The 25,206-nt window shown below is 41.8% G+C and carries 27 protein-coding genes and 1 tRNA gene; 11 read left to right on the top strand and 17 right to left on the bottom strand.

Annotated features, from left to right (window positions below; genetic code table 11):
* Positions 1-25: 25 nt before the first annotated feature.
* Positions 26-1,147, bottom strand: coding sequence for a glycosyltransferase family 9 protein (locus B8983_RS06620; RefSeq protein WP_084283362.1), 1,122 nt, complete (start codon positions 1,145-1,147; stop codon positions 26-28).
* A gap of 40 nt (positions 1,148-1,187) precedes the next feature.
* Here B8983_RS06620 and msbA point away from each other — a divergent pair, with 40 nt between their 5' ends.
* Positions 1,188-2,969 carry a lipid A export permease/ATP-binding protein MsbA gene (msbA, locus tag B8983_RS06625; RefSeq protein ID WP_084283363.1) on the top strand — a complete coding sequence of 594 codons (1,782 nt, stop codon included), beginning with the start codon at positions 1,188-1,190 and terminating at the stop codon, positions 2,967-2,969.
* Between the two features lie 83 nt (positions 2,970-3,052).
* On the opposite strand, the gene rng is transcribed toward msbA, so the two are convergent.
* Genes rng through B8983_RS06665 form a run of 8 tightly spaced genes read right to left on the bottom strand, consistent with a single transcriptional unit; the run spans position 3,053 to position 9,672 of the window.
* Positions 3,053-4,501, bottom strand: a complete 1,449-nt coding sequence (gene rng, locus B8983_RS06630) for a ribonuclease G (RefSeq protein WP_084283364.1) — start codon at positions 4,499-4,501, stop codon at positions 3,053-3,055.
* Between the two features lie 2 nt (positions 4,502-4,503).
* Positions 4,504-5,148 carry a Maf family protein gene (locus tag B8983_RS06635; RefSeq protein WP_369405845.1) on the bottom strand — a complete coding sequence of 215 codons (645 nt, stop codon included), beginning with the start codon at positions 5,146-5,148 and terminating at the stop codon, positions 4,504-4,506.
* Entirely contained in the window at positions 5,141-5,584 is a 444-nt protein-coding gene (rlmH, locus tag B8983_RS06640; protein ID WP_084283365.1) for a 23S rRNA (pseudouridine(1915)-N(3))-methyltransferase RlmH, read from the bottom strand. The genes B8983_RS06635 and rlmH overlap by 8 nt, the downstream gene beginning before the upstream one ends.
* Positions 5,585-5,980, bottom strand: coding sequence for a ribosome silencing factor (gene rsfS, locus B8983_RS06645; RefSeq protein ID WP_084283366.1), 396 nt, complete (start codon positions 5,978-5,980; stop codon positions 5,585-5,587).
* A gap of 19 nt (positions 5,981-5,999) precedes the next feature.
* On the bottom strand, positions 6,000-6,710 hold the full coding sequence (locus tag B8983_RS06650) for an adenylyltransferase/cytidyltransferase family protein (RefSeq protein ID WP_084283367.1): 711 nt from the start codon (positions 6,708-6,710) through the stop codon (positions 6,000-6,002).
* Positions 6,707-7,624, bottom strand: coding sequence for an oxygen-dependent coproporphyrinogen oxidase (hemF, locus tag B8983_RS06655; RefSeq protein ID WP_084283368.1), 918 nt, complete (start codon positions 7,622-7,624; stop codon positions 6,707-6,709). Before hemF ends, B8983_RS06650 begins: the two co-directional genes overlap by 4 nt.
* The gene (gene purD, locus B8983_RS06660; RefSeq protein ID WP_084283369.1) at positions 7,621-8,904 is read right to left on the bottom strand and encodes a phosphoribosylamine--glycine ligase; all 1,284 of its coding nucleotides are present in this window, start codon (positions 8,902-8,904) and stop codon (positions 7,621-7,623) included. Before purD ends, hemF begins: the two co-directional genes overlap by 4 nt.
* A 42-nt stretch (positions 8,905-8,946) precedes the next feature.
* Positions 8,947-9,672, bottom strand: coding sequence for a YebC/PmpR family DNA-binding transcriptional regulator (locus B8983_RS06665; protein ID WP_084283370.1), 726 nt, complete (start codon positions 9,670-9,672; stop codon positions 8,947-8,949).
* 101 nt (positions 9,673-9,773) lie between these two features.
* On the opposite strand from B8983_RS06665, the gene B8983_RS06670 reads away from it, so the two are divergent.
* Positions 9,774-10,751, top strand: a complete 978-nt coding sequence (locus tag B8983_RS06670) for a quinone oxidoreductase family protein (RefSeq protein WP_084283514.1) — start codon at positions 9,774-9,776, stop codon at positions 10,749-10,751.
* Positions 10,752-10,858: 107 nt separating this feature from the next.
* Positions 10,859-10,944, top strand: a tRNA-Leu gene (locus B8983_RS06675).
* A 311-nt stretch (positions 10,945-11,255) separates the two neighbouring features.
* On the opposite strand, the gene B8983_RS14015 is transcribed toward B8983_RS06675, so the two are convergent.
* From B8983_RS14015 to B8983_RS06690, 5 genes are all read right to left on the bottom strand, one after another.
* Positions 11,256-11,420 carry a hypothetical protein gene (locus B8983_RS14015; protein ID WP_159460838.1) on the bottom strand — a complete coding sequence of 55 codons (165 nt, stop codon included), beginning with the start codon at positions 11,418-11,420 and terminating at the stop codon, positions 11,256-11,258.
* 71 nt (positions 11,421-11,491) lie between these two features.
* On the bottom strand, positions 11,492-11,719 hold the full coding sequence (locus tag B8983_RS06680) for a DUF2335 domain-containing protein (protein ID WP_084283371.1): 228 nt from the start codon (positions 11,717-11,719) through the stop codon (positions 11,492-11,494).
* On the bottom strand, positions 11,703-11,873 hold the full coding sequence (locus B8983_RS14020) for a hypothetical protein (protein ID WP_159460839.1): 171 nt from the start codon (positions 11,871-11,873) through the stop codon (positions 11,703-11,705). The genes B8983_RS06680 and B8983_RS14020 overlap by 17 nt, the downstream gene beginning before the upstream one ends.
* 184 nt (positions 11,874-12,057) lie before the next feature.
* Positions 12,058-13,023 (bottom strand): Bug family tripartite tricarboxylate transporter substrate binding protein, encoded by a 966-nt coding sequence (locus B8983_RS06685; RefSeq protein WP_084283372.1) that lies wholly within the window; start codon positions 13,021-13,023, stop codon positions 12,058-12,060.
* A 57-nt stretch (positions 13,024-13,080) separates the two neighbouring features.
* Positions 13,081-14,040, bottom strand: coding sequence for a CysB family HTH-type transcriptional regulator (locus B8983_RS06690; protein WP_084283373.1), 960 nt, complete (start codon positions 14,038-14,040; stop codon positions 13,081-13,083).
* Positions 14,041-14,131: 91 nt separating this feature from the next.
* On the opposite strand from B8983_RS06690, the gene B8983_RS06695 reads away from it, so the two are divergent.
* The 7 genes from B8983_RS06695 to cobA are packed head-to-tail and all read left to right on the top strand — an operon-like array spanning position 14,132 to position 21,025.
* Positions 14,132-14,923 (top strand): sulfite exporter TauE/SafE family protein, encoded by a 792-nt coding sequence (locus tag B8983_RS06695; protein WP_084283374.1) that lies wholly within the window; start codon positions 14,132-14,134, stop codon positions 14,921-14,923.
* Positions 14,924-14,945: 22 nt separating this feature from the next.
* Complete coding sequence (locus B8983_RS06700) at positions 14,946-16,643, top strand: nitrite/sulfite reductase (protein WP_084283375.1); 1,698 nt, start codon at positions 14,946-14,948, stop codon at positions 16,641-16,643.
* Positions 16,636-17,178 carry a DUF934 domain-containing protein gene (locus tag B8983_RS06705; RefSeq protein ID WP_143736122.1) on the top strand — a complete coding sequence of 181 codons (543 nt, stop codon included), beginning with the start codon at positions 16,636-16,638 and terminating at the stop codon, positions 17,176-17,178. Before B8983_RS06700 ends, B8983_RS06705 begins: the two co-directional genes overlap by 8 nt.
* Positions 17,175-17,945 carry a phosphoadenylyl-sulfate reductase gene (locus B8983_RS06710; protein WP_084283377.1) on the top strand — a complete coding sequence of 257 codons (771 nt, stop codon included), beginning with the start codon at positions 17,175-17,177 and terminating at the stop codon, positions 17,943-17,945. Before B8983_RS06705 ends, B8983_RS06710 begins: the two co-directional genes overlap by 4 nt.
* On the top strand, positions 17,920-18,843 hold the full coding sequence (gene cysD / locus B8983_RS06715) for a sulfate adenylyltransferase subunit CysD (protein WP_084283378.1): 924 nt from the start codon (positions 17,920-17,922) through the stop codon (positions 18,841-18,843). Before B8983_RS06710 ends, cysD begins: the two co-directional genes overlap by 26 nt.
* Complete coding sequence (locus B8983_RS06720) at positions 18,843-20,180, top strand: sulfate adenylyltransferase subunit 1 (protein ID WP_084283379.1); 1,338 nt, start codon at positions 18,843-18,845, stop codon at positions 20,178-20,180. Before cysD ends, B8983_RS06720 begins: the two co-directional genes overlap by 1 nt.
* Positions 20,180-21,025 (top strand): uroporphyrinogen-III C-methyltransferase, encoded by an 846-nt coding sequence (cobA, locus tag B8983_RS06725; protein WP_084283380.1) that lies wholly within the window; start codon positions 20,180-20,182, stop codon positions 21,023-21,025. The genes B8983_RS06720 and cobA overlap by 1 nt, the downstream gene beginning before the upstream one ends.
* Here the strand turns inward: cobA and B8983_RS06730 are convergent.
* The 3 genes from B8983_RS06730 to lptF are packed head-to-tail and all read right to left on the bottom strand — an operon-like array spanning position 20,945 to position 23,564.
* Complete coding sequence (locus tag B8983_RS06730; RefSeq protein ID WP_084283381.1) at positions 20,945-21,325, bottom strand: sirohydrochlorin chelatase; 381 nt, start codon at positions 21,323-21,325, stop codon at positions 20,945-20,947. The two genes, cobA and B8983_RS06730, sit on opposite strands and share 81 nt — an antisense overlap.
* Entirely contained in the window at positions 21,307-22,464 is a 1,158-nt protein-coding gene (gene lptG / locus B8983_RS06735; protein ID WP_084283382.1) for an LPS export ABC transporter permease LptG, read from the bottom strand. The genes B8983_RS06730 and lptG overlap by 19 nt, the downstream gene beginning before the upstream one ends.
* The gene (gene lptF, locus B8983_RS06740) at positions 22,464-23,564 is read right to left on the bottom strand and encodes an LPS export ABC transporter permease LptF (protein WP_084283383.1); all 1,101 of its coding nucleotides are present in this window, start codon (positions 23,562-23,564) and stop codon (positions 22,464-22,466) included. Before lptF ends, lptG begins: the two co-directional genes overlap by 1 nt.
* 55 nt (positions 23,565-23,619) lie before the next feature.
* On the opposite strand from lptF, the gene B8983_RS06745 reads away from it, so the two are divergent.
* A complete protein-coding gene (locus tag B8983_RS06745) occupies positions 23,620-25,206 on the top strand; it encodes a leucyl aminopeptidase (protein ID WP_234986930.1) in 1,587 nt (528 codons plus the stop codon).

Raw genomic sequence — 25,206 nt, forward strand, 5'->3', positions numbered from 1 at the left:
AATAGCCTTCGCTAGCAAAACCAATTTAGTTGAGTCCAAGAATGGTTTTTAAAGATTCAATCACTCGATGAGCCGCCAATTCCTCTAGGCATAGGCTGCGACTATTCGCATGATCATCACAGCCTGCTTTTCGGCAGGGTACGCACGCGTTAGGGCCTTGTAAGATGGTGACATTCGCCATCGTTTGCGAAAGGGCCCTCATTTGATATGGTTGTTTGCCCTTAAATCCATTCGGCCATGGACCAAAGTTGGTCGGAGGCGTTGCTCCAAAAAGAGCAATTGTTGGTGTATTGCACGCAGCAGCTAGGTGGGTTACCGAAGTGTCAACACCGACAAATGCTTTCACTTGACGAAGCAGGGTGGCCAGCTCGCTGAAGCTGACCTGGCCAGTTAAGTTCAGCACTTGACTCTGTGCTTTCGGGGATAAACTGTCGATGATTTCTTGGGCTAATGCAATATCCACGGCCACTGGTCCGCCACTAATTAATACTGGAATCTTGTGATGCGTGAGAAACTCAATAACAGAGACCCAATGGGCTAATGGCCATTTTTTATAGGCATTGAGGGGACTTGGGTGAATCAATACACTATCAGGTGCAATTTCAGCTACTAAGGTAGGAATAGTTACTGCTTGAGGGGTGTCGATAGAAATGTCTTGAGACACCTGTTTACCCTTGGTAAAGGGATTTACTAAGCTAAGTTTTTCAGTGACGACATGTTGTTCAAAATAATTAATGGGTACCTGATATTGTGTGATCCATTTTTTCCAGCCCCGATCTTCTCGTCCAGCATGCATTACGCCCACTCGATTGGGGGCCGCAAATAAGCCATACAGATAAGACCGGTCACTAGGCTGAGTAATAATCGCCAAATCATATTGAAAAAAAACCTTTTTCAACAAGGATAAATACTCTTTAAATGTTGGCTTAGGACTCGAACCGATGATGTGATGAAGATAGGGATTCCCATCTAAAATTCCCACAGCACTTTTAAATCCCAAAAAGTCAATTTGCGCTTCCGGCCAAATTTCATGGGTACGCTTGATGAGCGGCGTGGTAATCAGGGTGTCCCCAATTTGCCTGGTCGCAATAATTAAAATCTTTTTGAATTGCGTATTCTCGATTTTTGCTGTCAAAGATGTTTTCATTATTTAGAGTTTAATTCATTATCTTGCGATAATATGCATTATGAAATTAGAAAATCAACAAGTATTCGTTCGAGTCATCAGCTATTTAAAGCCATTTAAGGCAATGATTATTATGGCTTTATTGGCAATGGCAGTGGTCGCAGCGACTGAAACTTCCATACCCGCCTTAATGAAACCTCTATTAGATCGTGGTTTTACAGGGGGCTTTAATGAAAAATTGTGGCAAGTTCCCGTATTTTTAGTAGGAATTGCCTTTATTCGTGGCGCTGCCCAGTTTCTGTCAAACTATTGGCTCAATCGAGTGATCAATAATGTGTTGTTGGTCCTTCGGGAACAAATGTTTCGTAAGTTATTACAGGCGTCTACAGATTTCTTCTTGAAAAGTACCGCAGCTAATTTAATTAATACGGTCGTTTTTGAAGTCAACAATGTGTTAAGTATTTTGAGTAGCGTAGCCATCAATTTAGTACGCGATTCTTTGCAAGTCATCGGGCTGCTAGCGTATTTGTTTTATCTGAACTGGAAGCTTACTTTAGTGGTGTTTGTGATATTCCCTATCATTGGTTTTATTATGAGCCACATTAATCGTCGTTTGCGCTTAATCAATCGTAAACAGCAGGACTACACAAGTCGCTTGGCCTATGTGGTAGAAGAGGCAGCAGCAGGTCATAAGGTAGTTAAACTCAATAACGGTCAAGATTATGAAATGCAGCGCTTTAAGACGATGGCGGAGGAGTTAAGAGTCTTTGCGATTAAAGCTTCTGTAGCAGGGGGGTTGAATCAACCTCTGACGCAATTAATTGCCTCGATTGCACTATCTGCTGTATTGCTGATAGCAATCATCCAGTCCAGTTCTATGGGGACTACAGTCGGAGAGTTTGCGGCATTTGTGACTGCTATGCTGCTTATTATTTCTCCTTTAAAACATTTGGCTGATATCAATCAACCGCTACAAAGAGGGTTGATTGCTGCTGAAATGATATTTGGCTTGATTGATCAGCCGGCAGAGACCGAACGACTGGCAGAAAGCACTATCCCACTGACCATCGCAAAAGGTCAAATTGAATTTAAGGATATCGCTTTCTCTTATGCAAAAAATCTGTCGGATGCAATTGAAACAGAGTCTAGAGAAGTTCTTCGAGACATTCAATTAAGTATTCAACCAGGTGAGGTGATTGCCTTCGTTGGTCCATCAGGGAGTGGCAAAACGACCTTGGTCAATTTAGTACCTCGTTTTTTTGAGCCTACCAAAGGTGGTATTTATCTTGATGGTGAATTAATCTCACATTATCGATTAAGTGATTTACGCAAACAAATTGGTTTTGTGAGCCAGGATGTGATTTTGTTTAACGATACGATTGCTGCGAACGTCGCTTACGGAGTGGTGCAAGCGCATGAAATCGACCGTGTAAAAGTAGCTGAGGCGATTGCTGCTGCCAATTTAACTGAGATGATTAGAGATTTACCTGATGGTATCGATACCTTAATTGGGGATAATGGCAACCGTTTATCGGGAGGTCAACGTCAAAGGATGGCCATTGCTAGAGCGGTTTATAAAAATGCGCCTATTCTCATCTTAGATGAAGCCACTTCAGCCCTTGATTCCGAATCAGAACGACAAGTTCAAGAAGCCTTGGAGTCGCTCATGCATGGTCGAACAACTTTAGTGATTGCGCATCGACTTTCGACGATTGAGAATGCAGATCGGATCGTTGTTTTGGAACATGGCAGGATTGTTGAACTGGGAACTCACGCAGAGCTGATTGCCTTGAACGGTCTGTATTCTAGCTTGCACCGATTGCAGTTTTCAGCTAGAGATTAAAAATCTATCATTTTTTGGGCAGTATTCTGAGCCAGAAGTAAGGCTAACCGTCCTGTCCAAACGCCCTGATCAAGGAGTTTGGACTAGCTCAACACAATGTCGTATTTTTCTTGTGAAAAACTTCCTTCAGCGGATAATAAAATTGGCTTTCCGACAAACTCACAAAGCTCTGCTAAATACTGGCTTTGTTCTTCTAGAAACGTATCAATCACATCCGGACAGGCCACGATGCGAAATTCTTTTGGGTTAAATTGGCGATGCTCACGAATAATCTCTCGTAAAATTTCATAACAAATTGTTTGAGGAGTTTTAATCTCCCCTTTGCCACTGCAGACTGGACAAGGTTGGCAGAGTTGATGAGCTAACGACTCTCGTGTGCGTTTGCGCGTCATCTCGACTAAACCAAGTGCAGAAAAAGAACTGACTGAAGTTTTAACACGGTCTAGCTCCAAACTTTTCTTTAACTCATTGAGAACGGCAGTTTGGTGTTCTGCAATATGCATGTCGATAAAATCAACGATGATAATGCCACCTAAATTTCGAAGCCTTAATTGGCGGGCAATGGCTTTTGCCGCTTCTAAATTGGTTTTATAAATCGTATCTACAAAAGTTTTTGCACCGATATAGCTGCCCGTATTCACATCAATTGTGGTCATTGATTCTGTCTGATCAATCATCAAATAACCACCTGATTTGAGATTGACTCTGCGATTGAGCGCTAAGTTAATTTCATTTTCGACATCGAATAAATCAAATAAGGGACGCTCTCCCCGGTACAGGTTGATCTTACCAACGAGATTGGGGATAAAGGTATTGGTAAATTGCTGTAATTTTTTAAAATTTTCAGCTGAATCAATTCGAATTTGTGTCGTTTTTTCTTCAGCGATATCGCGCATGACGCGTTCGATGAGGGTTAACTCTTGATAAACCAACGAAGTTGTTGGTAAACGCAGGGTATTGTCATGGATTTTTTCCCAACTTCGGACTAAATAGTTGAGGTCTTCACTTAAATCCTCATTACTTGCTTCTTCTGCGCTGGTTCGAACGATAATGCTACCCTTGAAATTGGGAGGCATGATTTCTTTGACGCGTACTTTGATCCTCTCACGGTCTTCTTCATTCGTGATTTTTTGTGAAATACCAATTTGGCCATCTTTTTCATCATTAGGTAAATAGACTAAATTCCTACCGGCAATACTAATATTGGTGGTTAAACGAGCACCTTTCGTTCCTAGAGGATCTTTTAGAACTTGAACAAGGATTGTTTGACCATCAAACACAACTTTTTCGATGGGGTGTTCATTTGCCCCATAAATGTCTGCAATATGAATAAACGCAGATTTATCCAAGCCAATATCAATGAAAGCAGATTGCATTCCTGGTAACACACGCACAACTTTACCCAAGTAAATGTTACCGACATAGCCTCTATTTTGGGCTCTTTCGATTAACAGTTCTTGAACTTCCCCCTGACTAATCAGAGCAACTCTGGTTTCTTGTGGGGTAAAGTTAATTAATATTTCTTCGCTCATAACTAAAGAATAAATGGAATTTTGGCGTAGTCAAGTAATTGTGTCGTTTCATGGATAGGCAAACCCATTACGCCACTATAACTGCCCTCAATTCGATCAATTAAGGCACTGCCTAGTCCCTGAATTCCATAGCCGCCAGCTTTGCCCATCGGCTCTTTTGTCTTTACATAGGCTGCTAAGCGTTCTGGGGAGTTGTTCGCAAAATGTACTTGGGTAGAACAGATTTTTACGATAGGATCACTTTGTGGATCTTTTTGTAGCGCGATGGCGGTATGGACCCAGTGAAATTTGCCATTTAAGAGTGTCAGCATTTCTAAAGCATGGTGCTCATCTCTAGGCTTACCAAGAATTAAGTCTCTGATATTCAGCCAAGAGGTTTGTTGGTCGCGCATGCATACGGTTGTATCAGCACATAAAATCGGTTGCCAAGAAAACTCGACGCGTTGGGATAGTCGGCGGACCGCCGCATCAAGTTTGGCTAAAGTGACTCTTTTCACATAGTCGATGCCCAATTCACCAATTTGTTCTTCCTCTAAAGCCTCAGTGTCTTCATTCGGGTCGGGCTGAAGAATTTCAAACTGAACTCCTAAATCGGTCAGAATCTGTGCTCGACGGGGACTTTGAGAAGCTAGGTAAAGTTTACTCACGATGATAAGGGTGTCCTTGCAAAATAGTATAAGCGCGATATAACTGTTCAATTAAGATCAGTCTAGCCATGGCATGTGGCAAAGTCATACTTGATAAGCGAATAAGGCTGGCAGATTTTTGCTTAATTTCAGGAGAAAGACCATCAGCTCCACCGATCAGAAATACGACATCTTTTCCTGTTTGACGCCAGTCCTGCATCATTTGGGTGAGTTGCATCGTCGTTAAATCACGACCCCTTTCATCCATCGCAATGATGGTGGCATTTTTCGGCATTGCCTCAAGAATTTTGAGGCCTTCTTTCGCCGGTGAAATATCGGGTTTTAATTCTTTGACTTCGATCGGGAAGTCTTTTGGCATTCTTTTAATATAGTCTTGGGCAGAAGTTTCTACCCAATTTGGCATCTTATGACCAACTGCAATAATCTGCAGCTTCAATTATTCCTCGTCGTCGTCGAAATCCATAGGACCGCTAGTCGGACCGGATTGTTTAGCAAGCTTCACACGGACGGGTTTACCACCCCACATACCTTCTAATTGGTAATAAGCTCTAATGGCCGGTTGCAAAATATGCACCACCACGTCACCACAATCGACTAATACCCACTCGCCAGTTTCTAGGCCTTCAATCGAGATGACTTCGCCGCCTTTTTCTTTCACAGCAGTACTTACCGAAAACGCTAAAGCTCTAGTTTGACGATTACTATTACCCGTAGTTATTACGACGCGATCAAATAGACTGGTGAGCTTCGAAGTATCAAATACTCTAATATCTGAAGCTTTGACTTCCTCTAGTGCGTCGATGACGGTTCTTTGTAGTTTTCTTAATTCCATACTAAAGGTTTATCCTTTTTTAGTTAAATCTAGCGTAAATATTTTGTGAGAAGATGCATTCTAGGACATTTGGGGAAAGGGCGCTCATTAAATTTTCCTTTGCGATGCCAAGATGAAGTTGTTCCCTTAGTCCTGTTGATGATAAATCAACATGGAATGTTTCATCAAAAATAATCTTTCCCGCAGGGTTTTTTGTGAGGTCTTGAACATTGTGGGTGATGCGTCGATCAAAAATATCAATGATTTCATCGATAGTTTCCGGATATTGGGGATCATGATGGACGTTCTTCTTACTGATTGAGATTTGTCGACAAGCGACGGCTAAATGAAGAAAGTCAGGTAACTTTTGCCAATCATTCCATGACGGCAAGTTTTGGTAGGAGTCTGCTCCCATGAGCCAAACTAAAGATTGATCAGGGCCAAAACTTTGTCGAAGCTCTCGAGCAGTATCGATTGTATAACTAGGACCAACCCTATCTAATTCAATACGGCTAACGGAAATTTCTGCAGGACATTGGGAGTCCTGATACAGCTCTTTTAAATCTAGTGCTGCAGCTTGCGTCATTTCAAAACGAATTTTTGATGGTGTAATCAAACTGCTTTTTTGCCAAGGCTCACCCGCTGGCAGCCAAATTAATTGGGTGAGGCCCAGCAAATCAATGAAATTCTTAGCCAGTCGAACGTGCCCCCAATGAGGTGGATCAAAAGTTCCCCCGAGAACTCCGATCATGCCAGCCAATCTCTAGGCTTTAAAAAGTAATTCATTAAACGATCTTCCGGTGAGTTCGGTGGAATCGGGCGTTGATATTGCCATCTAGCGATCGGGGGAAGGGACATCAGAATTGACTCAGTCCGACCACCTGATTGCAAGCCAAAATGGGTGCCTCGGTCAAATACTAAATTAAATTCAGTATAGCGTCCGCGTCGATATTCTTGAAACTCTTTTTCAGCAGGAGTAAAAGGATCTGCATGATGTTTTTTAGCGATTGGTAAATAAGCATCGAGCAGCGCATTACCAACAGCCTGGGTCATCTCAAAACTTTTCTCGAAGCCAAGTTCAGAGAAGTCATCAAAAAATACTCCACCAATACCCCTAGGTTCTTCACGGTGGGGGAGATAGAAATATTTATCGCAATGGGCTTTAAATTTTGGATAGTAACTTGGATCAAAGGGATCTAGGGCATTTTTACAAGTCTGATGAAAATGGCGGCAGTCAGCCTCATCCCCGTAGTAAGGGGTTAAATCCATGCCACCACCAAACCACCAAACTGGAGCGACGCCCTCTTTTTTAGCTAAAAAGACACGCACATTCATATGCACGGTCGGTACTTTTGGGTTATTAGGATGAAAAACGAGAGATACACCCATTGCTTCAAAGCTTCCACCGGCAATTTCTGGTCGGATAGCCGTCGCCGAAGGGGGCAGTTGCTTACCACTAACATGGGAGAAGGCAACTCCACCACGCTCTAAAAAGTTACCGCCTTCTAGGATCATCGAGCGTCCATTGCCCTGTAATGGACTGTCTGCGGGCTTGACCCACTCATCACTGATAAATGGTTTACCATCAAACTCACCTACCGTAGAGGCGATTTTTTCTTGAAGCCCCCAAAAATAATTCTTTAATTCGCTAATTTCGATTGTCATGATTTTGTTTTAATTGCTAGGTGCCCAATATCGCTTCGATACTGAGCTCCGTCGAATTGAATTTCCTTTACATATTCATACGCTCTTGCTTGAGCAGCCTTAACATTTCCATCTAGACCCACTACACATAAAACTCTACCACCACTTGTACGTAAAACGCCATTTTCAAGCGTAGTACCTGCGTGAAAAACGACATGACTCGCATCTTCTTCAGGAATATTGGTGATTTCATCGCCAACTCTTGGGGTATCAGGGTAGTTATAAGATGCCATGACAACTCCCAAAGCTACTCTTGAATCCCAATCTAAGTCGACTTGATCTAAAGTGCCATCTACGGCATGAAATAAAGCTTCTAGTAAATTACTCTTTAGTCTAGCCATAATCGGTTGCGTCTCAGGGTCTCCCATGCGGCAATTAAATTCTAAAGTTTTAATAGATCCGTCTGGATGAATCATAAGACCAGCATATAAAAATCCAGTGTAAGGAATACCATCCTTAGCCATGCCAGCAACGGTTGGCTTGATAATTTCTCTTAATGTTTTGGCGTATAACGTGGGAGTAACAACTGGGGCCGGTGAGTATGCACCCATGCCACCAGTATTGGGGCCTTGGTCATGGTCTTTTAAGCGCTTGTGATCTTGGCTAGTAGCCAATGGCAGAATATTTTTACCGTCCACCATGACGATAAAGCTCGCTTCTTCACCCGTTAAAAACTCTTCAATCACAACTCTAGCCCCTGCATCGCCGAGTTTGTTATCAGAAAGCATCATATCTACTGCTTGATGTGCTTCTTCCAAAGTCATCGCAACTACGACACCCTTACCAGCTGCTAGCCCATCTGCCTTGATGACAATCGGAGCACCTTTAACATCAATGTATTGGTGTGCGGCAACCACATCTGAGAAAGTTTCATATTCAGCCGTAGGAATACCATGACGTTTCATGAAGGCTTTTGCATAATCTTTCGAGGACTCTAACTGCGCCGCTTGTTTGGTTGGCCCAAATATTTTTAAGCCTCTTGCGCGAAATAAGTCAACAATTCCTTCAGATAGAGGTTTTTCCGGACCTACTACAGTAAGCGTAATATTCTCTTTTTCGACAAAATCTGCCAAGGCATTTAAGTCGGTAATTGGCAAGTTTTGGATGCCATGGAGCTTAGAGTTTTGCGCGGTACCCCCATTGCCAGGGGCTACATATACTAATTGAACTTTATCTGATTTAGCTAAATGCCATGCTAATGCGTGTTCTCTGCCACCTGATCCAACAACTAAAATTTTCATAAATTACCTAACTTAATGCATCAATATGCGGTTTTGATTTGATTAATCTTCTAAGATGGCATTCGAGTAGACATCTTGTACGTCATCTAAATTCTCCAATGCGTCGAGAAGTTTCTGCATACTAGTTGCGACATCACCTGATAATTCCACATCAGTCTCAGCACGCATCGTTACCTCTGAGAACTCGGGGACTAAACCCATCTTTTGAAGTTGATCTTTGATATTAGACAATTCCCAAGGGCTAGTAAGAACCTCTTTGGAGCCATCGTCATTGACGATCACGTCATCAGCGCCCACTTCAAGCGCCGCATCCATCAACTGATTCTCATCCACATTGGGGCCAAAAGTCATCGTCCCACAATGTTTAAATAAATAGCCTACACAGCCATCCGTGCCTAAATTACCACCATTTTTAGAAAAGGCGTGACGAACTTCAGCAACAGTTCTAATCTTATTATCAGTAAGGCTATCTACAATCACAGCCACACCACTCGGGCCATAGCCTTCATAACGAATTTCTTCGTAGCTAACGCCCTCTAGGGAACCAGTACCTTTTTGAATTGCACGATTGACGTTATCGCTCGGCATATTGGAGTCTTTTGCTTTGTCGATGGCAAGTCTTAGACGTGGATTATTGGCAATATCACCACCACCCATTTTGGCGGCTACGGTAATTTCACGAATTAACTTCGTCCAAACTTTTCCGCGTTTTTCGTCCTGACGACCTTTACGGTGTTGAATATTGGCCCATTTGGAATGTCCGGCCATAAAAACTTCCTTTCAATAAAAACAATTTAGAATAGTTAATATTCTAATTTTAGGCACTTTCGATAATAAACCCCCAATAAAGGAGATAAATCATGTCAACAATGACAGTTAAAGCAATCAAGATGTTTAAGACCGGTGGTCCAGAGGTCTTAGAGTACGTAGATGTTGAACTGGGTGAGCCTGGACCAGGCGAAATTTTAGTTAAACACCATGCAATCGGAGTCAATTATCTAGATATTTACTTCAGAGAAGGATTATATCCTCAACCAATGCCAAGTGGAATGGGGCAAGAGGGTGCCGGAGTAGTAGAAAAAGTGGGTCCTGGTGTGACTCACCTAGCGGTTGGTGATCGTGTTGCTTATGCAGGTAGACCTTCTGGCTCCTATGCACAGGCCAGAATCATGCCAGCTGATATCGTTTTAAAACTGCCTGAGGCAATTAGTTTTGAAACAGGGGCAGCGATGATGTTGCAAGGTTTGACAGCACAGTATCTATTGAATGACACATATAAAGTCCAAAAAGGGGACACGGTGCTCTTTCACGCGATTGCTGGCGGCGTTGGAACAATTGCTTGCCAATGGTTAAAAGCACTTGGTGCAACCGTTATTGGTACTGTAGGTAGCCCAGAAAAGGCAGCCATTGCGAAAGCACACGGTTGTGACCATACTATCCTTTATAGAGAAGAAGATTTTGTCGCAAGGGTAAAAGAAATTACTGGTGGTAAAGGTGTTCCAGTTGTTTATGATTCCATCGGTAAAGATACTTTCATGAAGTCCCTTGATTGTTTATCACCAAGAGGTTTAATGGTGACATTTGGGAATGCTTCTGGCCCAGTCCCTCCTTTAGAAGTTGGCATTTTGGCAGCGAAGGGATCATTAAAAGTAACTCGTCCAACGTTGACGACCTACGTTCTCAACCGTCAATTGCTCGAGCAGGGTGCAGCAGATCTTTTCCAAAGAGTGATTTCAGGTCAAATCAAGATTGAAATTACTGATCGCTATCCTTTAGAAAAAGCTTCCCAAGCGCAAAAAGATATGGCCGATCGTAAAACTACGGGATCAATCATTTTGGTTCCTTAATTAGACTGAAAAGTAATGTGTTGCAGTAAGTGAGGAGAAAAATCCTCACTTACACAGTAAAAATCTTTAATTAATTTCACTTTCGTGGCATAATTTCATTCTTTCATGCCGCGGTGGTGAAATTGGTAGACACAGGAGACTCAAAATCTCCCGCCCAAAAGGTGTGACGGTTCGAGTCCGTCCCGCGGCACCACGCAATACAATGGTTATAGTAAGATCATTTACTAACATAAGCCAATAAAGCACGTTGCACAAACGTAGCACAAAATCATTAACGCCATAGTACCAATTAGTATGGTCACACCTCAAATACACAAAAAATTGGGTAGTTTTTAAGAAATAAAATGCAATTCTTTTAAATAAGGTATTTAGGCCTCTAAATTTTTATCCATTTTGTTTTAGTTTGGTTTTTAACTTAGTTAAGGTGTCTGTTTACTAGTTATTCTGCCAATAAGATCAAAAAAGTATCCTAAGAGCCTTTAGATAGTGAAAAGAAGCTTCATTTCAATTAATATCTTTGGCGCCAATTTGAGGTCTTTTATAATTTAAAAATCCTTGGATAGCAGCAATAGCAATTGCTCCAAGAGTTGATGCTGTAAGCCAAATAAGTTCCAAATATGCAAAGAAAGCACTAATTACTAATCCTGCGCTGACAAGCAAGAATGCCATCCAGTCTCTACGTTGATTATCCTTTGCTTGAAGTCGATTAACTTCTATTTCTGACTCCGCCTGCTTATCTCTTAAGGTGCGTTCAGTTGCATTATTTTTTCAAGAATCGCTAGAATTCTCTCTGGAGCCCCAGGAACAATTTCCCCATATTTTCTAACTATTTCTGGGTCAAAAATTGTCTGGACGTGCGGCACTTGTTGTAAACGAATATGTTTATGGTTACAACTATACTGATTTTTTTGAGCAGATGCGATTCGATTCGATACAGTAGGCGTGCGTAGCTTATTTTTTATACTCAATACAAACCTCTTTAGCAGCTTGATTAAACTGATTTACAGTTTGATGAATAGCAATTTCATCAATTGATTTTTCGAATTGGTTTATGTTAAATGGCTTGTAACCTGAATTTCTGTTTAAAAAAATTCCAGCAAAAGATTTAATAAATTCAGTCACGTTTACTCCCTCAGAAAAGCTGACTTTAGTTTCAAAGTTTAATTTAAAGACTAGTGACCAAAAGTGGAGTAGTCAAATATTGGCTTTTCACCTTAATTAGGAGATGGGTATTTATCAAATATTTATGGATTGTTATGTAAGTTGGTGGCATCAATAGATTTTTATTGATACCACCAATGGCGATTCAGTCTAAAGTAATATTCGCAGCCTTAATCGCTGCTTTGGTTTCAATAATCTCTTTATTGAGCATTTCTGTCATCTTCGCAGGTGGCAAATAACGAAGTTCAATACCTGCTAGCTCTGCACGTTTCTTGGTTTCAGGAAGTGCTAAAGCTTTTTCTACGCTACCAGAGAGTGATTGAATAACGTTTGCTGGCGTTCCTGCTGCTACGTAGAGAGCCACCCAAGACTCTAATTCAAAATTTCCACCACCAGCCTCTGCCACTGTGGGGACGTTTGGAAGCATCGGGTGCCTAGTTTTACTAGTGACTGCTAAAGCCTTCAGTTTGCCTGTTTGAACCGCACCCATTACAGATGGGGGAGTGGACATAAATACTTGGACTTGACCAGCCAATACATCCGCCATTGCGGCTCCTGAACCTTTATAAGGAACGTGTACCATTTCTATGCCAAGCTTTTGTTTCAGAATTTCAGAGCCAATATGTGACACAGAACCATTACCTTGAGAGGCATAGTTGAGCTTTGAAGGATTTGCTTTGGCATAAGCAATAAATTCTTTGAGGTTGTTCACTGGGATTGACGGATGGACTGCAATTACATTGGTCGAAGTAGTAATAAGACCAATTGGAGTGAGAGACTGTAAATCCCATGGTAACTTATCCATCAAAATTGGATTAGCAACGTGGTAACCAGAGTAAGACACGAGGACGGTATATCCATCTTTATTACTTCTCGCGACAATTTGATAAGCAATGTTTCCACTACCACCGGGTTTGTTATCTACCACGATCGGTTGTGGCAGGATGCTTGTTAAGGCATCGCCAACAATTCTGGCAGAGGTATCAACTAAACCACCCGGTGGATTTGGTACTACGAGAGTAATTGGTTTATTGGGATAGCTTTGAGCAGTAGCAACACCACTAATGACTAGAAAAAGTCCGGTCGCTAATAAAAGTTTTTTGATGTTCACGAGATTCCTTTAAATGAAGAATGAAAAGAATTGTTAAGGATTAATCAGTATTGTATTTTAGATACTGTACTCTTTGGGGTCATCCTCAACAGTAGCAATTGATGAAATCGCTTGATCAACTAGTTTTCTATTGAGTGTTGGTGAAAAGAGTTCAATGAAAAAATAGGTATAGGCCCTCAGATACGCATCCTTTTTAATGCCCAACTTAGTGGTGTTGGTGCCAAATAGGTGACCCGCCGGTAGCATCTCTAAGTCTTTGTCACGGTTCACATCATACGCAGCACCAGCAACAATCCCCACCCCAAGACCAGTTTCAACATAGGTTTTAATCACGTCAGCATCAATCGCCTCTAGTACAACATCTGGCGTCAGTCCTTTTCTGGCAAAGGCTTCATTGATCTTTTTTCTACCAGCAAAAGCCACATCATAGGTAATGATGGGATATTGCACTAAATCTTCGAGAGCCAGTGGTTTTTTTTGTAGTAACGGGTGGCCATGCGGCACCACCACAATGTGCTGCCATTGATAGGCAGGCAAGGCAATAATCCCAGGTACCTTGCTTAAGCCTTCAGTGGCAATTGCAATATCCGCTTGATCATGCAAAATCAACTCAGCAAGATGCTCGGGACTACCTTGCTGGATGCTGACCCGAACTTTCGGGAACTTTTTGGTAAATTCTGAGATGACTTTCGGTAACGCATACCGAGCTTGCGTATGTGTTGTTGCGATTACAAAATTCCCCTGATCAGAGGAGGCATATTCAGTACCTATTTTTTTGAGGTTCTCAACATCTCCTAAAATACGTTCAATTGCCGAAAGAATTTTTTTGCCAGGTTCAGTCAAGTTCCTGATTCTTTTACCATGTCGTCGAAATATCTCGACCCCGAGCTCGTCCTCAAGCTCTAAGATCGCTTTAGAAACACCAGGTTGTGAAGTAAAAAGGGCTTTAGCCGCGTCAGTCAAGTTAAAGTTTTGACGCACAGCCTCCCTGACGAACCGAAATTGATGAAGATTCATAAGAAAGACCTTTTCTTTATATTGATTTCGTTATATTAAAACGATTTTATATTATTTGTAAATCTAATTAAATGTCGGCAGAATGGCGTCTATGGAAAATTCGCTCATTCAAACAATCCCTTACATCCTCTCTGGAGGTCTTGTTGGTCTATTAGTTGGACTCACCGGCGTTGGTGGTGGGTCTTTAATGACACCTTTATTAACCCTGATTTTCGGGATTTCTCCCTCTGTGGCAGTGGGAACTGATTTAGCCTTTGCTGCCATTACCAAAGGGTTTGGCACAATTGCGCATCGCATGCATGGACATATTCGATGGCATATCGTGAAGTTGTTATGTATTGGCAGTTTAACAACGGCTCTCATCTCTTTATTGGTCTTAAAGCAAGTCGGAAATCTGAATGAACATTGGCAATCTTTTATCAAAATTTCAATTGGAATTTCGGTGATTTTGACAGCAATTTCCATCGTTTTTAGAAAAAAAATGCTTGTTTGGTTGGATCGTCATCCAAAATGCCAACTTGAGGGGCATTCTTTAACTTTAGCGACCATCATATTGGGTGCGGTGATTGGAGTTTTAGTTACAATTTCATCTATCGGTGCCGGAGCAATTGGGGCAACAGGCATTTTGCTGTTATATCCAAAGCTAAAGCCCGCCGATGTGGCTGGTACTGATATTGCCTATGCCGTTCCTTTAACTGCTTTAGCAGGTCTAGGACACTGGTGGTTGGGGAATGTGAATTTCCTGCTACTTGGTGGTCTACTGATTGGTTCAATACCTGCAATTTGGTTGGGAGCCAGGTTATCAAAACAATTGCCAGAGAGATACACACGTACCGCTTTAGCTATCGTGTTGACTTTGGTTGGTTTTAAATTAGTGAGTTAATTGAATTTAGGATTTTATAAATATGTATCAATATGACGCGATTGATCAGCAACTAGTTAACGAGCGTGTTAATCAGTTCAAAGATCAGGTGCAAAGAAGAATAAGAGACGAAATCGCCGAGGATGACTTTAAACCCCTACGATTACAAAATGGCTTGTATATGCAACGGCACGCTTACATGTTGCGGGTAGCGATACCTTACGGGATGTTAAGTAGTCAGCAATTACGAAAATTAGCAGACATTAGTGATCGATATGATCGTGGCTATGGTCACTTTACTACTCGCCAAAATATTCAGTTCAATTGGGTGACCCTTGAAGAGTCACCAGCTATTTTGGCAGAATTAGCCAGTGTGCAAATGCATGCTATTCAAACATCAGGTAACGTTGTGCGTAATATTACGAGTGACCCATTTGCTGGTGTTGCTAAAGATGAACACGTTGATCCAAGACCGATTTGTGAATTGTTACGTCAGTGGTCAACTTTGCATCCTGAATTTGCCTTTTTACCGAGGAAGTTCAAAATTGCGATTAATGGTGCTGAGCATGATCGTGCTGTTATTTTGGCGCATGATGTTGGTTTGCAATTGAAAAAAAATGCCCAGGGTGAAATTGTAGTTGACGTATATGTGGGTGGTGGTTTGGGTAGAACACCGATTTTAGGATCCTTGATTAAACAGGATCTGCCATGGGCCAAGTTGCCTAGTTATTTATCAGCGACCCTGCGTGTGTATAACCGCTTTGGTCGTCGAGATAATATTTATAAAGCCCGTATCAAGATTCTCGTCAAAGCTTTGGGGCCTGAGGAGTTTGCGCGTCAAGTTGAAGCACAATGGCAGGATTGGCAGGACACGAGCGAAGACTTTTTGCCAACCGAGTGGGAGCGTGTTGCGAAATATTTCTCCAAGCCAAATTATTTGCAAATAGCTGATTTACCAAATACATCGATTCTTGCATTAGCTCCAGAAGCAGAGCAGAAATCCTTTGGACGTTGGTTAACAAGGAACGTGAAAGCGCATCAACAAGCGGGTTATGTAAGTGTTACTTTATCCTTAAAGCCCCACGGCACTGCGGCGGCGGGGGATGCGACAAGTTTACAAATGCGTCAAATTGCTGATTTAGCAGATCATTTTAGTTTTGGTGAAATGCGGGTTACGCATGAACAAAATATCGTTCTTTCTGACGTTGAGCAATCTAGACTCTTTGAACTCTATCAAAAGGCTTCAGAGGCAAATTTAGTGATTCCTAATATTGGTTTATTAACCGATATGATTGTTTGCCCTGGTGGAGACTTCTGTTCCTTAGCGAATGCAAAGTCCTTGCCAATTGCCAGTGCGATTCAAGAGCGTTTTGATGACCTAGATTATTTATTTGATTTAGGTGAAATCTCATTAAATATATCAGGATGTATTAACTCCTGTGGTCATCACCACATCGGTAATATTGGGATTCTCGGCGTGGATAAAGACGGTTCTGAGTGGTACCAAGTTACCCTCGGTGGCGCACAAGGTAATCAAACGAGCATTGGCCGAGTCATTGGCCCCTCATTTGGTGCTGATCAAATGCCTCGGGTGATTTCTGATGTGATTAATGTCTATGTGGAGCAGCGTGAACCTGCCGAATCATTTGCTCAAACCGTGAGCAGAATCGGTATTACGCCTTTTAAAGAACGTGTTTACCCTGCCAAAAATATCGCTAATGAGGAAACTACTCATGCATAAAATTATTTCATATTTAAAGAATACGACTCCTGCCATTCAAGAGGATGATTGGCAAGTGATTCGCAAAGACAATGAAGCCGTCACTTCTGGCTTGCCAGAGGGGCGCGTGATTGTACCTTTTACATGGTGGCTGACTGAATATCAAAATCCGCAGTGGGCAGAGCGTATTCACGCTGGCGAGATTGGCGTTTGGTTTGGAGTTGAGGATGATGTGCAAGTGCAGGCAGACGTGATTCGAAAATCCTTAACGCATTGGCCCCTGATTGCTGTGGATTTCCCGATCTACCGGGATGGTAGAGGATTTAGTACTGCCGCTATTTTACGTAAACGCTTTGCTTGGGATAAAGAAATACGGGCGATTGGTGATGTGTTAGTGGATCAATTAACTCAGATGGCTAGAGTTGGTTTTGATAGTTTTGAATTGCGTGCTGATCAATCCATTGAAGTAGGCCTTGCCCAATTTGCTATCTATCATGTCACCATGCAAAATGATTGGCGTAATAGCCGTTCACAATTAAAGATAGTGGCTGCATGAAACCAGTATTTTGGAAAATTCCAACGATTCATAAAACAGATTTGGAAGTTCAAGCGCTGTTTGATAAGTTAGCTGAGCGCCTCAATTTGATTGCTCAGAACTATCAGTGTGTGAAATTTGCGACGAGTCTTGCTGCTGAGGATATGGTGTTGACTGATGCCATTGCAAAATTGGCATTACCTATTCAACTTTTTACTTTAAATACGGGTCGTTTGCACGCGGTTACAGTGTCGATGATTGATCAAGTGCAAACGCATTATGGTATTTCAATTCAAGTTGTTGAGCCGAATGAAAATGAGGTTAATGCATTTGTAGCAAGGTTTGGTATGAATGGATTTTATGATTCTGAAGCGGCTAAAAAAGCCTGTTGTGGAGCTCGTAAGGTCATTCCCTTGAATCAAGCATTAAATGGAGCAGATGCCTGGTTATCTGGTCAACGCAGAGGGCAGGCTGTAACTAGGACTGAACTCGCGTTTCAAGAAGAAGATACTGATCGCGCGATCATGAAATTTAATCCTTTATTTGATTTTACTGAAGAGGATGTTTGGGCCTATTTAACACTTCGAGGCGTACCGATTCATCCTCTGCATTTTGAGGGATATCCAAGTATTGGTTGTGAGCCTTGTACTCGTCCTGTTAAAGAGGGCGAAGATATTAGAGCGGGGCGTTGGTGGTGGTTGCAAGGTGATAGTAAAGAATGTGGATTGCATGTAGCAGAAGTAACAAACGAACTTGAAAAAAATGACGAATCAACAATTACAAAATGAACACTTAGACTGGCTTGAAGCCGAGTCGATTTATATTATTCGCGAGGTTGCTGCTCAATGCGCTAATCCTGCACTCCTCTTTTCGGGTGGTAAAGATTCGATCGTGATGTACCACCTAGCTCGCAAAGCCTTTCAGTTTGGTAAGCGTCCAATCCAAGTTCCTTTCCCCTTGTTACACGTTGATACGGGACATAATTATCCTGAAGTGATTGCGTTCAGAGATCAAATTGTTGCCAAAACCAATGCCAAATTGATTGTGGCTCATGTGGAAGATTCCATTAAAAAAGGTACCGTAAAGCTCCGTAAAGAAACTGATTCAAGAAATGCTGCGCAAGCCACGACCTTACTAGAGGCGATTGAAGAATATGGCTTTGATGCTTTGATGGGTGGCGCCAGAAGAGATGAAGAAAAAGCCCGAGCGAAGGAACGTATTTTTTCATTTCGGGATGAGTTCGGTCAATGGGATCCAAAAGCACAACGTCCGGAATTATGGAATTTATATAACGCCAGAATTCAAAAGGGCGAAAATATGCGTGTTTTCCCGATATCGAACTGGACGGAATTAGATGTTTGGCAGTATATTGCTCGGGAAAACCTTGAGTTACCAAGTATTTACTTTACGCATCAACGTGAAGTAGTTCGTAAGGGTGACTTATTGGTTCCAGTGACACCCTTAACTCCTAAAGCTGCGGATGATCAGAGTGAAGTGTTATCAGTTCGTTTTCGTACCGTTGGTGATATCAGTTGTACTTGTCCAGTGTTGAGTATCGCTGACAATCCCTTGGACATCATTGCTGAAACTGCCTTATCTGAAATTACGGAACGTGGTGCAACACGGATGGATGATCAAACAAGTGAAGCTTCCATGGAGCGTCGTAAAAAAGAAGGATATTTCTAATGAGTCAAGGGTTAATCAGATTTATTACAGCAGGCAGTGTAGATGACGGTAAAAGTACACTGATTGGTCGGATGTTATTTGATTCGAAGGCTGTGTTAGCCGATCAAATATTGGCCGTATCTAAAACCAAATATGCGCGCGTTACTTCTAGTGATGCTGCGATTGATTTAGCCTTATTAACGGATGGTCTTGAGGCTGAGCGAGAGCAAGGCATTACGATTGATGTGGCTTATCGTTATTTTGCGACATCGAAAAGAAAATTTATCGTTGCCGATGCACCTGGTCATGAGCAATACACTAGAAATTTAGTAACGGGTGCCTCCCAGTCGGACGTAGCCGTCATATTAATTGATGCAACTCGGGTTGATTTAACGACAAATCCTCCAACTTTGCTCGATCAGACGAAAAGACATAGTGCGATTGTGAAGCTATTAGGTATCAGACACCTAATATTTGCAATTAACAAAATGGATTTGATGGGATTTGATCAAGCAGTGTTTCAGAAAATTGAAACTGCAATAGTGGATCTGAAGAACACTTTATCACTTGGGGAAATTCAGTTAATTCCAATGTCTGCTTTACTCGGTGACAATGTGGTTCGTAAAAGTGATCAAATGCCTTGGTACCAAGGTCCTACTTTCATCGAGTATTTAGAAGACTTAGACATCTCCAGAGATTCTAATAAAACAGGATTGCGCTTGCCCATTCAATATGTTGCGCGGCAAGACGGAAGTGCCAACGCAGATTTTAGAGGTTATCTCGGTCGGATTGAGTCTGGCACTATCCAACTTGGACAGTCAGTACAGATATTGCCAAGTGGACACGCTGCAAAAGTCACTGAAATACATATTGGCAACGATCACACACAACATTCTACTGAAGCGGGGGCATTAACTGCCACGGTTGGACAGGTGGTTTCGATTTGTTTAGATCGCGATGTGGATGTGTCAAGAGGCGATATGATTGTTGCCACTGAGAATGCTAGTTCAGAAGAAATTTTCCAGCCCCAACTTGCTAAAAATATCATGGCTGATCTCTGTTGGTTAGATCAAGATGGACTGTCTCTTGCACGCAAATATATCCTCCGCCATACTACAAATCAAGTATTTACAAAGATTAAATCAATTGATACGGTACTAGATGTCAAAACATTGTCACATGGTTCTCAAACCAATCAGATGAAAATGAATGACATTGGCCTAGTTCAATTGACCTTGCAAAAACCGATTGTGACCGATACTTTTTTACAAAATCCCCTGACTGGCGCTTTTGTTTTGATAGACGAAAGTACGAATCACACGGTTGCAGCTGGCATGATTAGAAAGGTTTTAGTTTAATGTCTGTCGATGATAAGTCATCTCCATCTTCAAAGGTTCAGCCATTAGGTAAAGTGTACTTAATTGGTGCCGGACCTGGTGCGGCAGATTTGATTACGGTTCGGGGAGCCAGAATCTTAGCGAAGGCGGATATTGTGTTTCATGACGCTCTAGTGGACCCAAGCATGCTCGAGCTTTGTCCGCAAGCACAATTAGTGCCCGTTGGGAAGCGTTGCGGCAAGCTATCGACAGCGCAAAATTTTATCTCGAAACGCCTAGTTGATGCGAGTGAACAATTTAAAGTCATTGTGCGCCTTAAGGGTGGTGACCCGATGATTTTTGGTCGTGCGGATGAAGAAATTAGTGCTCTTAGAAAGTATGCAGTCCCTTTTGAGATTATTCCTGGCATTACTTCTGCACTAGCAGCGGCAGCTAGCCTAGAACAGTCTTTGACGCTGAGAGGCGTTTCTCGTAGCGTAGCCTTTGTAACTCTTGCCAAAGCTAAGACTGAAGAAGCAGCAACTTTAGTCAATTCTGCGCCAATCAATTTGGCGGATACGATGGTGTATTACATGGGAAAAAAAGATACTGCTTTAATCGCCTCAGGTCTTATTGATGCTGGTAAGTCTGCTGATACTCCTGCAGCAATTATTGAATCGATTAGCACTCCTCAAGAGCGTATTTTTAGAACCACTTTAGTAGCGCTTGCCAATCACGCTGCATTACCTTGGTTGAGCGAAAATGCGCCAGCAGTTCTAGTCATCGGTGAAGCTTTAAGAAACCATTCAACGAATTTGTTCGATGGTGAATCCCAAGATGGATTGCAAAATCAAATCGCTCTCGCCGACGGCACAAGAGGCGCTTAAGGCTACATTTGGGAATTGTGCTCTAGCTTCTTCCAGCAAAATTGGAAAATCTTTCCGCAAATGGCCCCCTTGCCCAAAAAAGACGGGAATAATTTTAATTTGTTGGATATTTTGATCCACTAAATGTTGAATCGCATGCGTGAGACTCGGCGTCATCATTTCCAAAAAGGCTAGCTCGCAGGGAATCTCTGGATGAGCGGATTGCCATAATTGTTTTAAGCGATCAAATGGTTCGCGCCATCTAATATCTCTCGCCCCATGGCCAAAATAAATGACACCTGTTAACGTCGTGATACCCATACTAAGCCGCCGATTCCTAAAAGTAAGTAAATTGCTGGTGGAATGATCGCTGTGACTGGAGCTGTCCAGTCCGCTAATAAACCTAAGTGTGAAAATAAAGTGTTAAATAGTTGAAAACTCATGCCAAGCATAATTCCCCCAAAAACCTTAATACTAATTCCACCGGATCTGGCATGAAGGTAGCCAAAGGGTAGGGCAAGGCTGAGCATTACCAAAATCGTAAAGGGATAAATAATTTTTTTCCAAAGCGCAATACTGTAATTTTTACTGTCTTGTAAATTTTCTTTTAAATGATTAGTGAATTTGATTAAACTGGCAATCGACATACGTTCTGGACTAATTGATAAGACCGAGAGAATTTCTGGAGTGACTTCAGACTTGAGACGCTGAGACGGTAAATGAATTGAGCTGGCTTTATAGGTTGTATCAAGGTCAGTAATGCCGACTTGCTCTCTGACTCTTGTTTCTGTGACATCAATTAGATTCCAAAAGCCTCTTTCATCATAACTACCTGAGGCTGCATCGCGAATCACAATTAAATAGCGATTTTCATCAAATTCGTACATTCTAATACCCCAAATTTCTGCACGATTCTTAATCGTATTGACATTCACAAATCGCACACCGGCCAGTTTTGGTCCTGGTCCATCAGGATCTTGTAATTTATCTTTGACCCAAGTACCCGATTTAAAACTTATTCCAGTCGCTGAGCCTACGGCATTTGCTCGAATTTCTTCCGCTTTTGAATCACAATAAGGGCCGAACCATTCGCTCAGAAGAAGTGTAAATAGAACAATAGGAATACCGATTTTAAAAAGGGTCCAAAGGCCCTTTGGAATATTTAAGCCAGCCATTCTTAAAATAGTAAATTCTGATTGACTCGCCATTTGTGCGAAAACATAGATGGAACCGATCAGGCCTGCAATCGGAATGATTTCGACTAGCCTACCCGGCGCTTTGAGAACGATGTGGATAAAAGCTAAATAGTTATTGTAATTACCCGTCAGTGTGTTAATTTCATTCAAGTAGTCAAAGAATACAAACAATGAAATCAGCGCAAAAAGGATGAAAACAAAAATAAGGTAAATTTGTTTCGCTAAATACTGCTCGTAAATTTTGGGAAAAAGGAGGGATAGCATTATATTTTGGTCCCACCTGGAATTTGTCGCTTCCACCACACAATCGAAGGATTGAGGCGATGATTCACCAAAACGATAGCAACCAGGAAAGCGAGCACATGTAACGGCCAAATCAAGTTCGTGAAACTTTCCTTAGCATCAGAGACTAAGGTTTGAGAAATATTCAGTAGATTACTGTAGATCAGATAAATAAATACGGCATAAAGCAAGGCAATGTAATTGCCTCTTCTTGGATTGACATAAGCAAGCGGAACGGCAATTAACATCAGTCCAAGCGCCATTAAAGGCAGGCCAATACGCCACAATAACTCGCCTTTAGCGATAGGTGACGGATTTTCGATTAATTCTAAAGTAGGGGATTCTTTAGAGCTTAAATGAATCGGAGATTGCGCTTTTTTTTCAATATCAACGGTGTATTGTTTGAATTCTAATATTTTAAAGTCACCTTCAGAGGGCTTTCCCTCATACCGGCGCCCATTAAATATTTTTACAACTTTCGTGCCATTCGGTAGGTTTTCAATGTATCCAGACTCGGACATAGCCACAGTGAGACGTTGATTTCGAAAGTCAGTAACAAAAACATTCTGAATTTCATTGGAAATACTATTGATTCTTTCAACAAAAAATACTCGCCCCGAATTGGCCGATTCAAAAAACTGCCCTGGCACAATCATCGAAGCCTCATCTCGACCTTTAAACTTTTGACTAATTTCAGTCGTTTTTGCATTTGACCAAGGCCAAATAAAGATCGACATGGCGGAAATAACAATTAACCAAGGGAGTGCAAAGCGTAAAACGGGGTAGTACAGCATTTTTAAATTTAAACCACTGGCATACCAAACGACCATTTCCGAATCTTTATGCCACCGGATTAGAACAAAAATAATAGCAATAAAAATTGAAACTGACAAAATTACAGCAATATAACCAATCATTGCTAACATAATGAGTATGATGACATCTTTAGGACTTACCGAACCAGTTGCGGCGTAACCTAAGATGCGAATCACTAGGGTGGTCATCATGATGGTGATTAAAACCAAGAAGACTCCGCCAGTCGTGTAGGAGAGTTCTCTTCTTAAGGCTTTTTCATAAATCATGATGCTGTAGAGTAGATAATATAATTTTAATTAAATGACTTTTAATGAACGGCAAATGAGAATGCAAACAAAATTCAATACTAAGGTTTTCGCAGATGGCCCCAATCGCTTGCACTTGCAATTACAAACAACTTCAGATTGCATTGTAATTCCATTTGCATTAGTTGATTTAACAAAAAACAATAACCTAGGCCCCCATTTTAAACATTTAGATGAGTCTCTGGATGGCGCCATTTCTTTTGCAATGGAACGTAGGGACTTTTCAGGTAAGTTAGGTGAAACTTTAATTTTGAACCAACAGCAGTCATGGATTGCCGAAGGAATCAAAGTGCCAAGAATTATCTTGGTTGGTGCTGGGGACATTTCCGAATCCTCAGAAGTTTCCGAAGCAAAAATATTGCAGGACTTTGTGAAAACCACGCGGGCTGCGATTAAAGCCTTACAGACTACCCAAAGCCAAACTTGTTTATGGTTATTAGATAGCGGTTTTGCTGCTGCCTATCCAAGTTCGAGCGTAGATTTCATTCGCCACTCAGTCCTACTCTTTGAGGAAGGCTACTATCGCTTTAGTCAGCGTTTTGACCATCTCAAATCCTATCAGCCGGATAGTCATTCGCCAATTTTGAAAACAGTTACTTTTGCGACTTCCAGCAAAGATGAAAAGCAAACCAAGGAAGCGATTAAAGTGAGTACTGCGATTGCTTTAGGTATGGGGTTAACAAAAGATTTGGGGAATTTACCACCAAATATTTGTAATCCAACTTATTTAGCGGATATTGCGACGAATTTAGGGAAAGATTCGACCTTAAAAGTACAAGTATTGGAAAAAAAGGATCTAGAAAAACTGGGTATGGGGGCATTTCTAGCCGTTAGCCAAGGCTCAGTGACACCGCCAAAGTTTATTATCATGCAACATCTCGGCGGAATAGCGAAAGAAGCGCCTGTCGTCCTCGTCGGTAAAGGCATCACTTTTGATACGGGTGGCATCTCCCTAAAGCCTGGTGAGGGGATGGATGAAATGAAATACGATATGTGCGGTGCCGCTTCTGTCTTTGGCACGATGTTAGCTATTTCAGAGATGAAGCTTAAAAAGAATGTGATTGGAGTTATCCCAACTTGTGAAAATATGCCGTCTGGTATGGCTACTAGACCCGGGGATATTGTCAAAACGATGTCTGGTAAAACCGTAGAAATTTTAAATACCGATGCCGAAGGTCGTTTGATCTTGTGTGATGCACTAACTTACGTCGAAAGATTTAAACCACGCACAGTGATTGATATCGCTACCCTAACTGGAGCTTGTGTGATTGCATTAGGGGCGGTTCATTCTGGCCTTTTCACAAAGGATGAAAAAGTTAGTCATGATTTAGTTGAAGTTGGCAAACTCACCTTAGATACAGTGTGGCCAATGCCGCTCGATGATGCCTACCAAGATCAACTCAAATCTAATTTCGCTGATATGGCCAATATTGGGGGACGTCCTGCTGGTAGTGTTACGGCAGCCTGCTTCTTATCAAGGTTTACAGGCGCTTACACTTGGGCTCACTTGGATATTGCTGGAACAGCATGGAAGTCGGGAGCGAATAAAGGGGCGACTGGTCGGCCAGTGCCTTTGCTCACTGAATACTTACTCCGTCATTAA

It is taken from the genome of Polynucleobacter kasalickyi (genome assembly GCF_900176405.1).
In the GTDB taxonomy this organism is placed as follows: Bacteria; Pseudomonadota; Gammaproteobacteria; order Burkholderiales; family Burkholderiaceae; genus Polynucleobacter; species Polynucleobacter kasalickyi.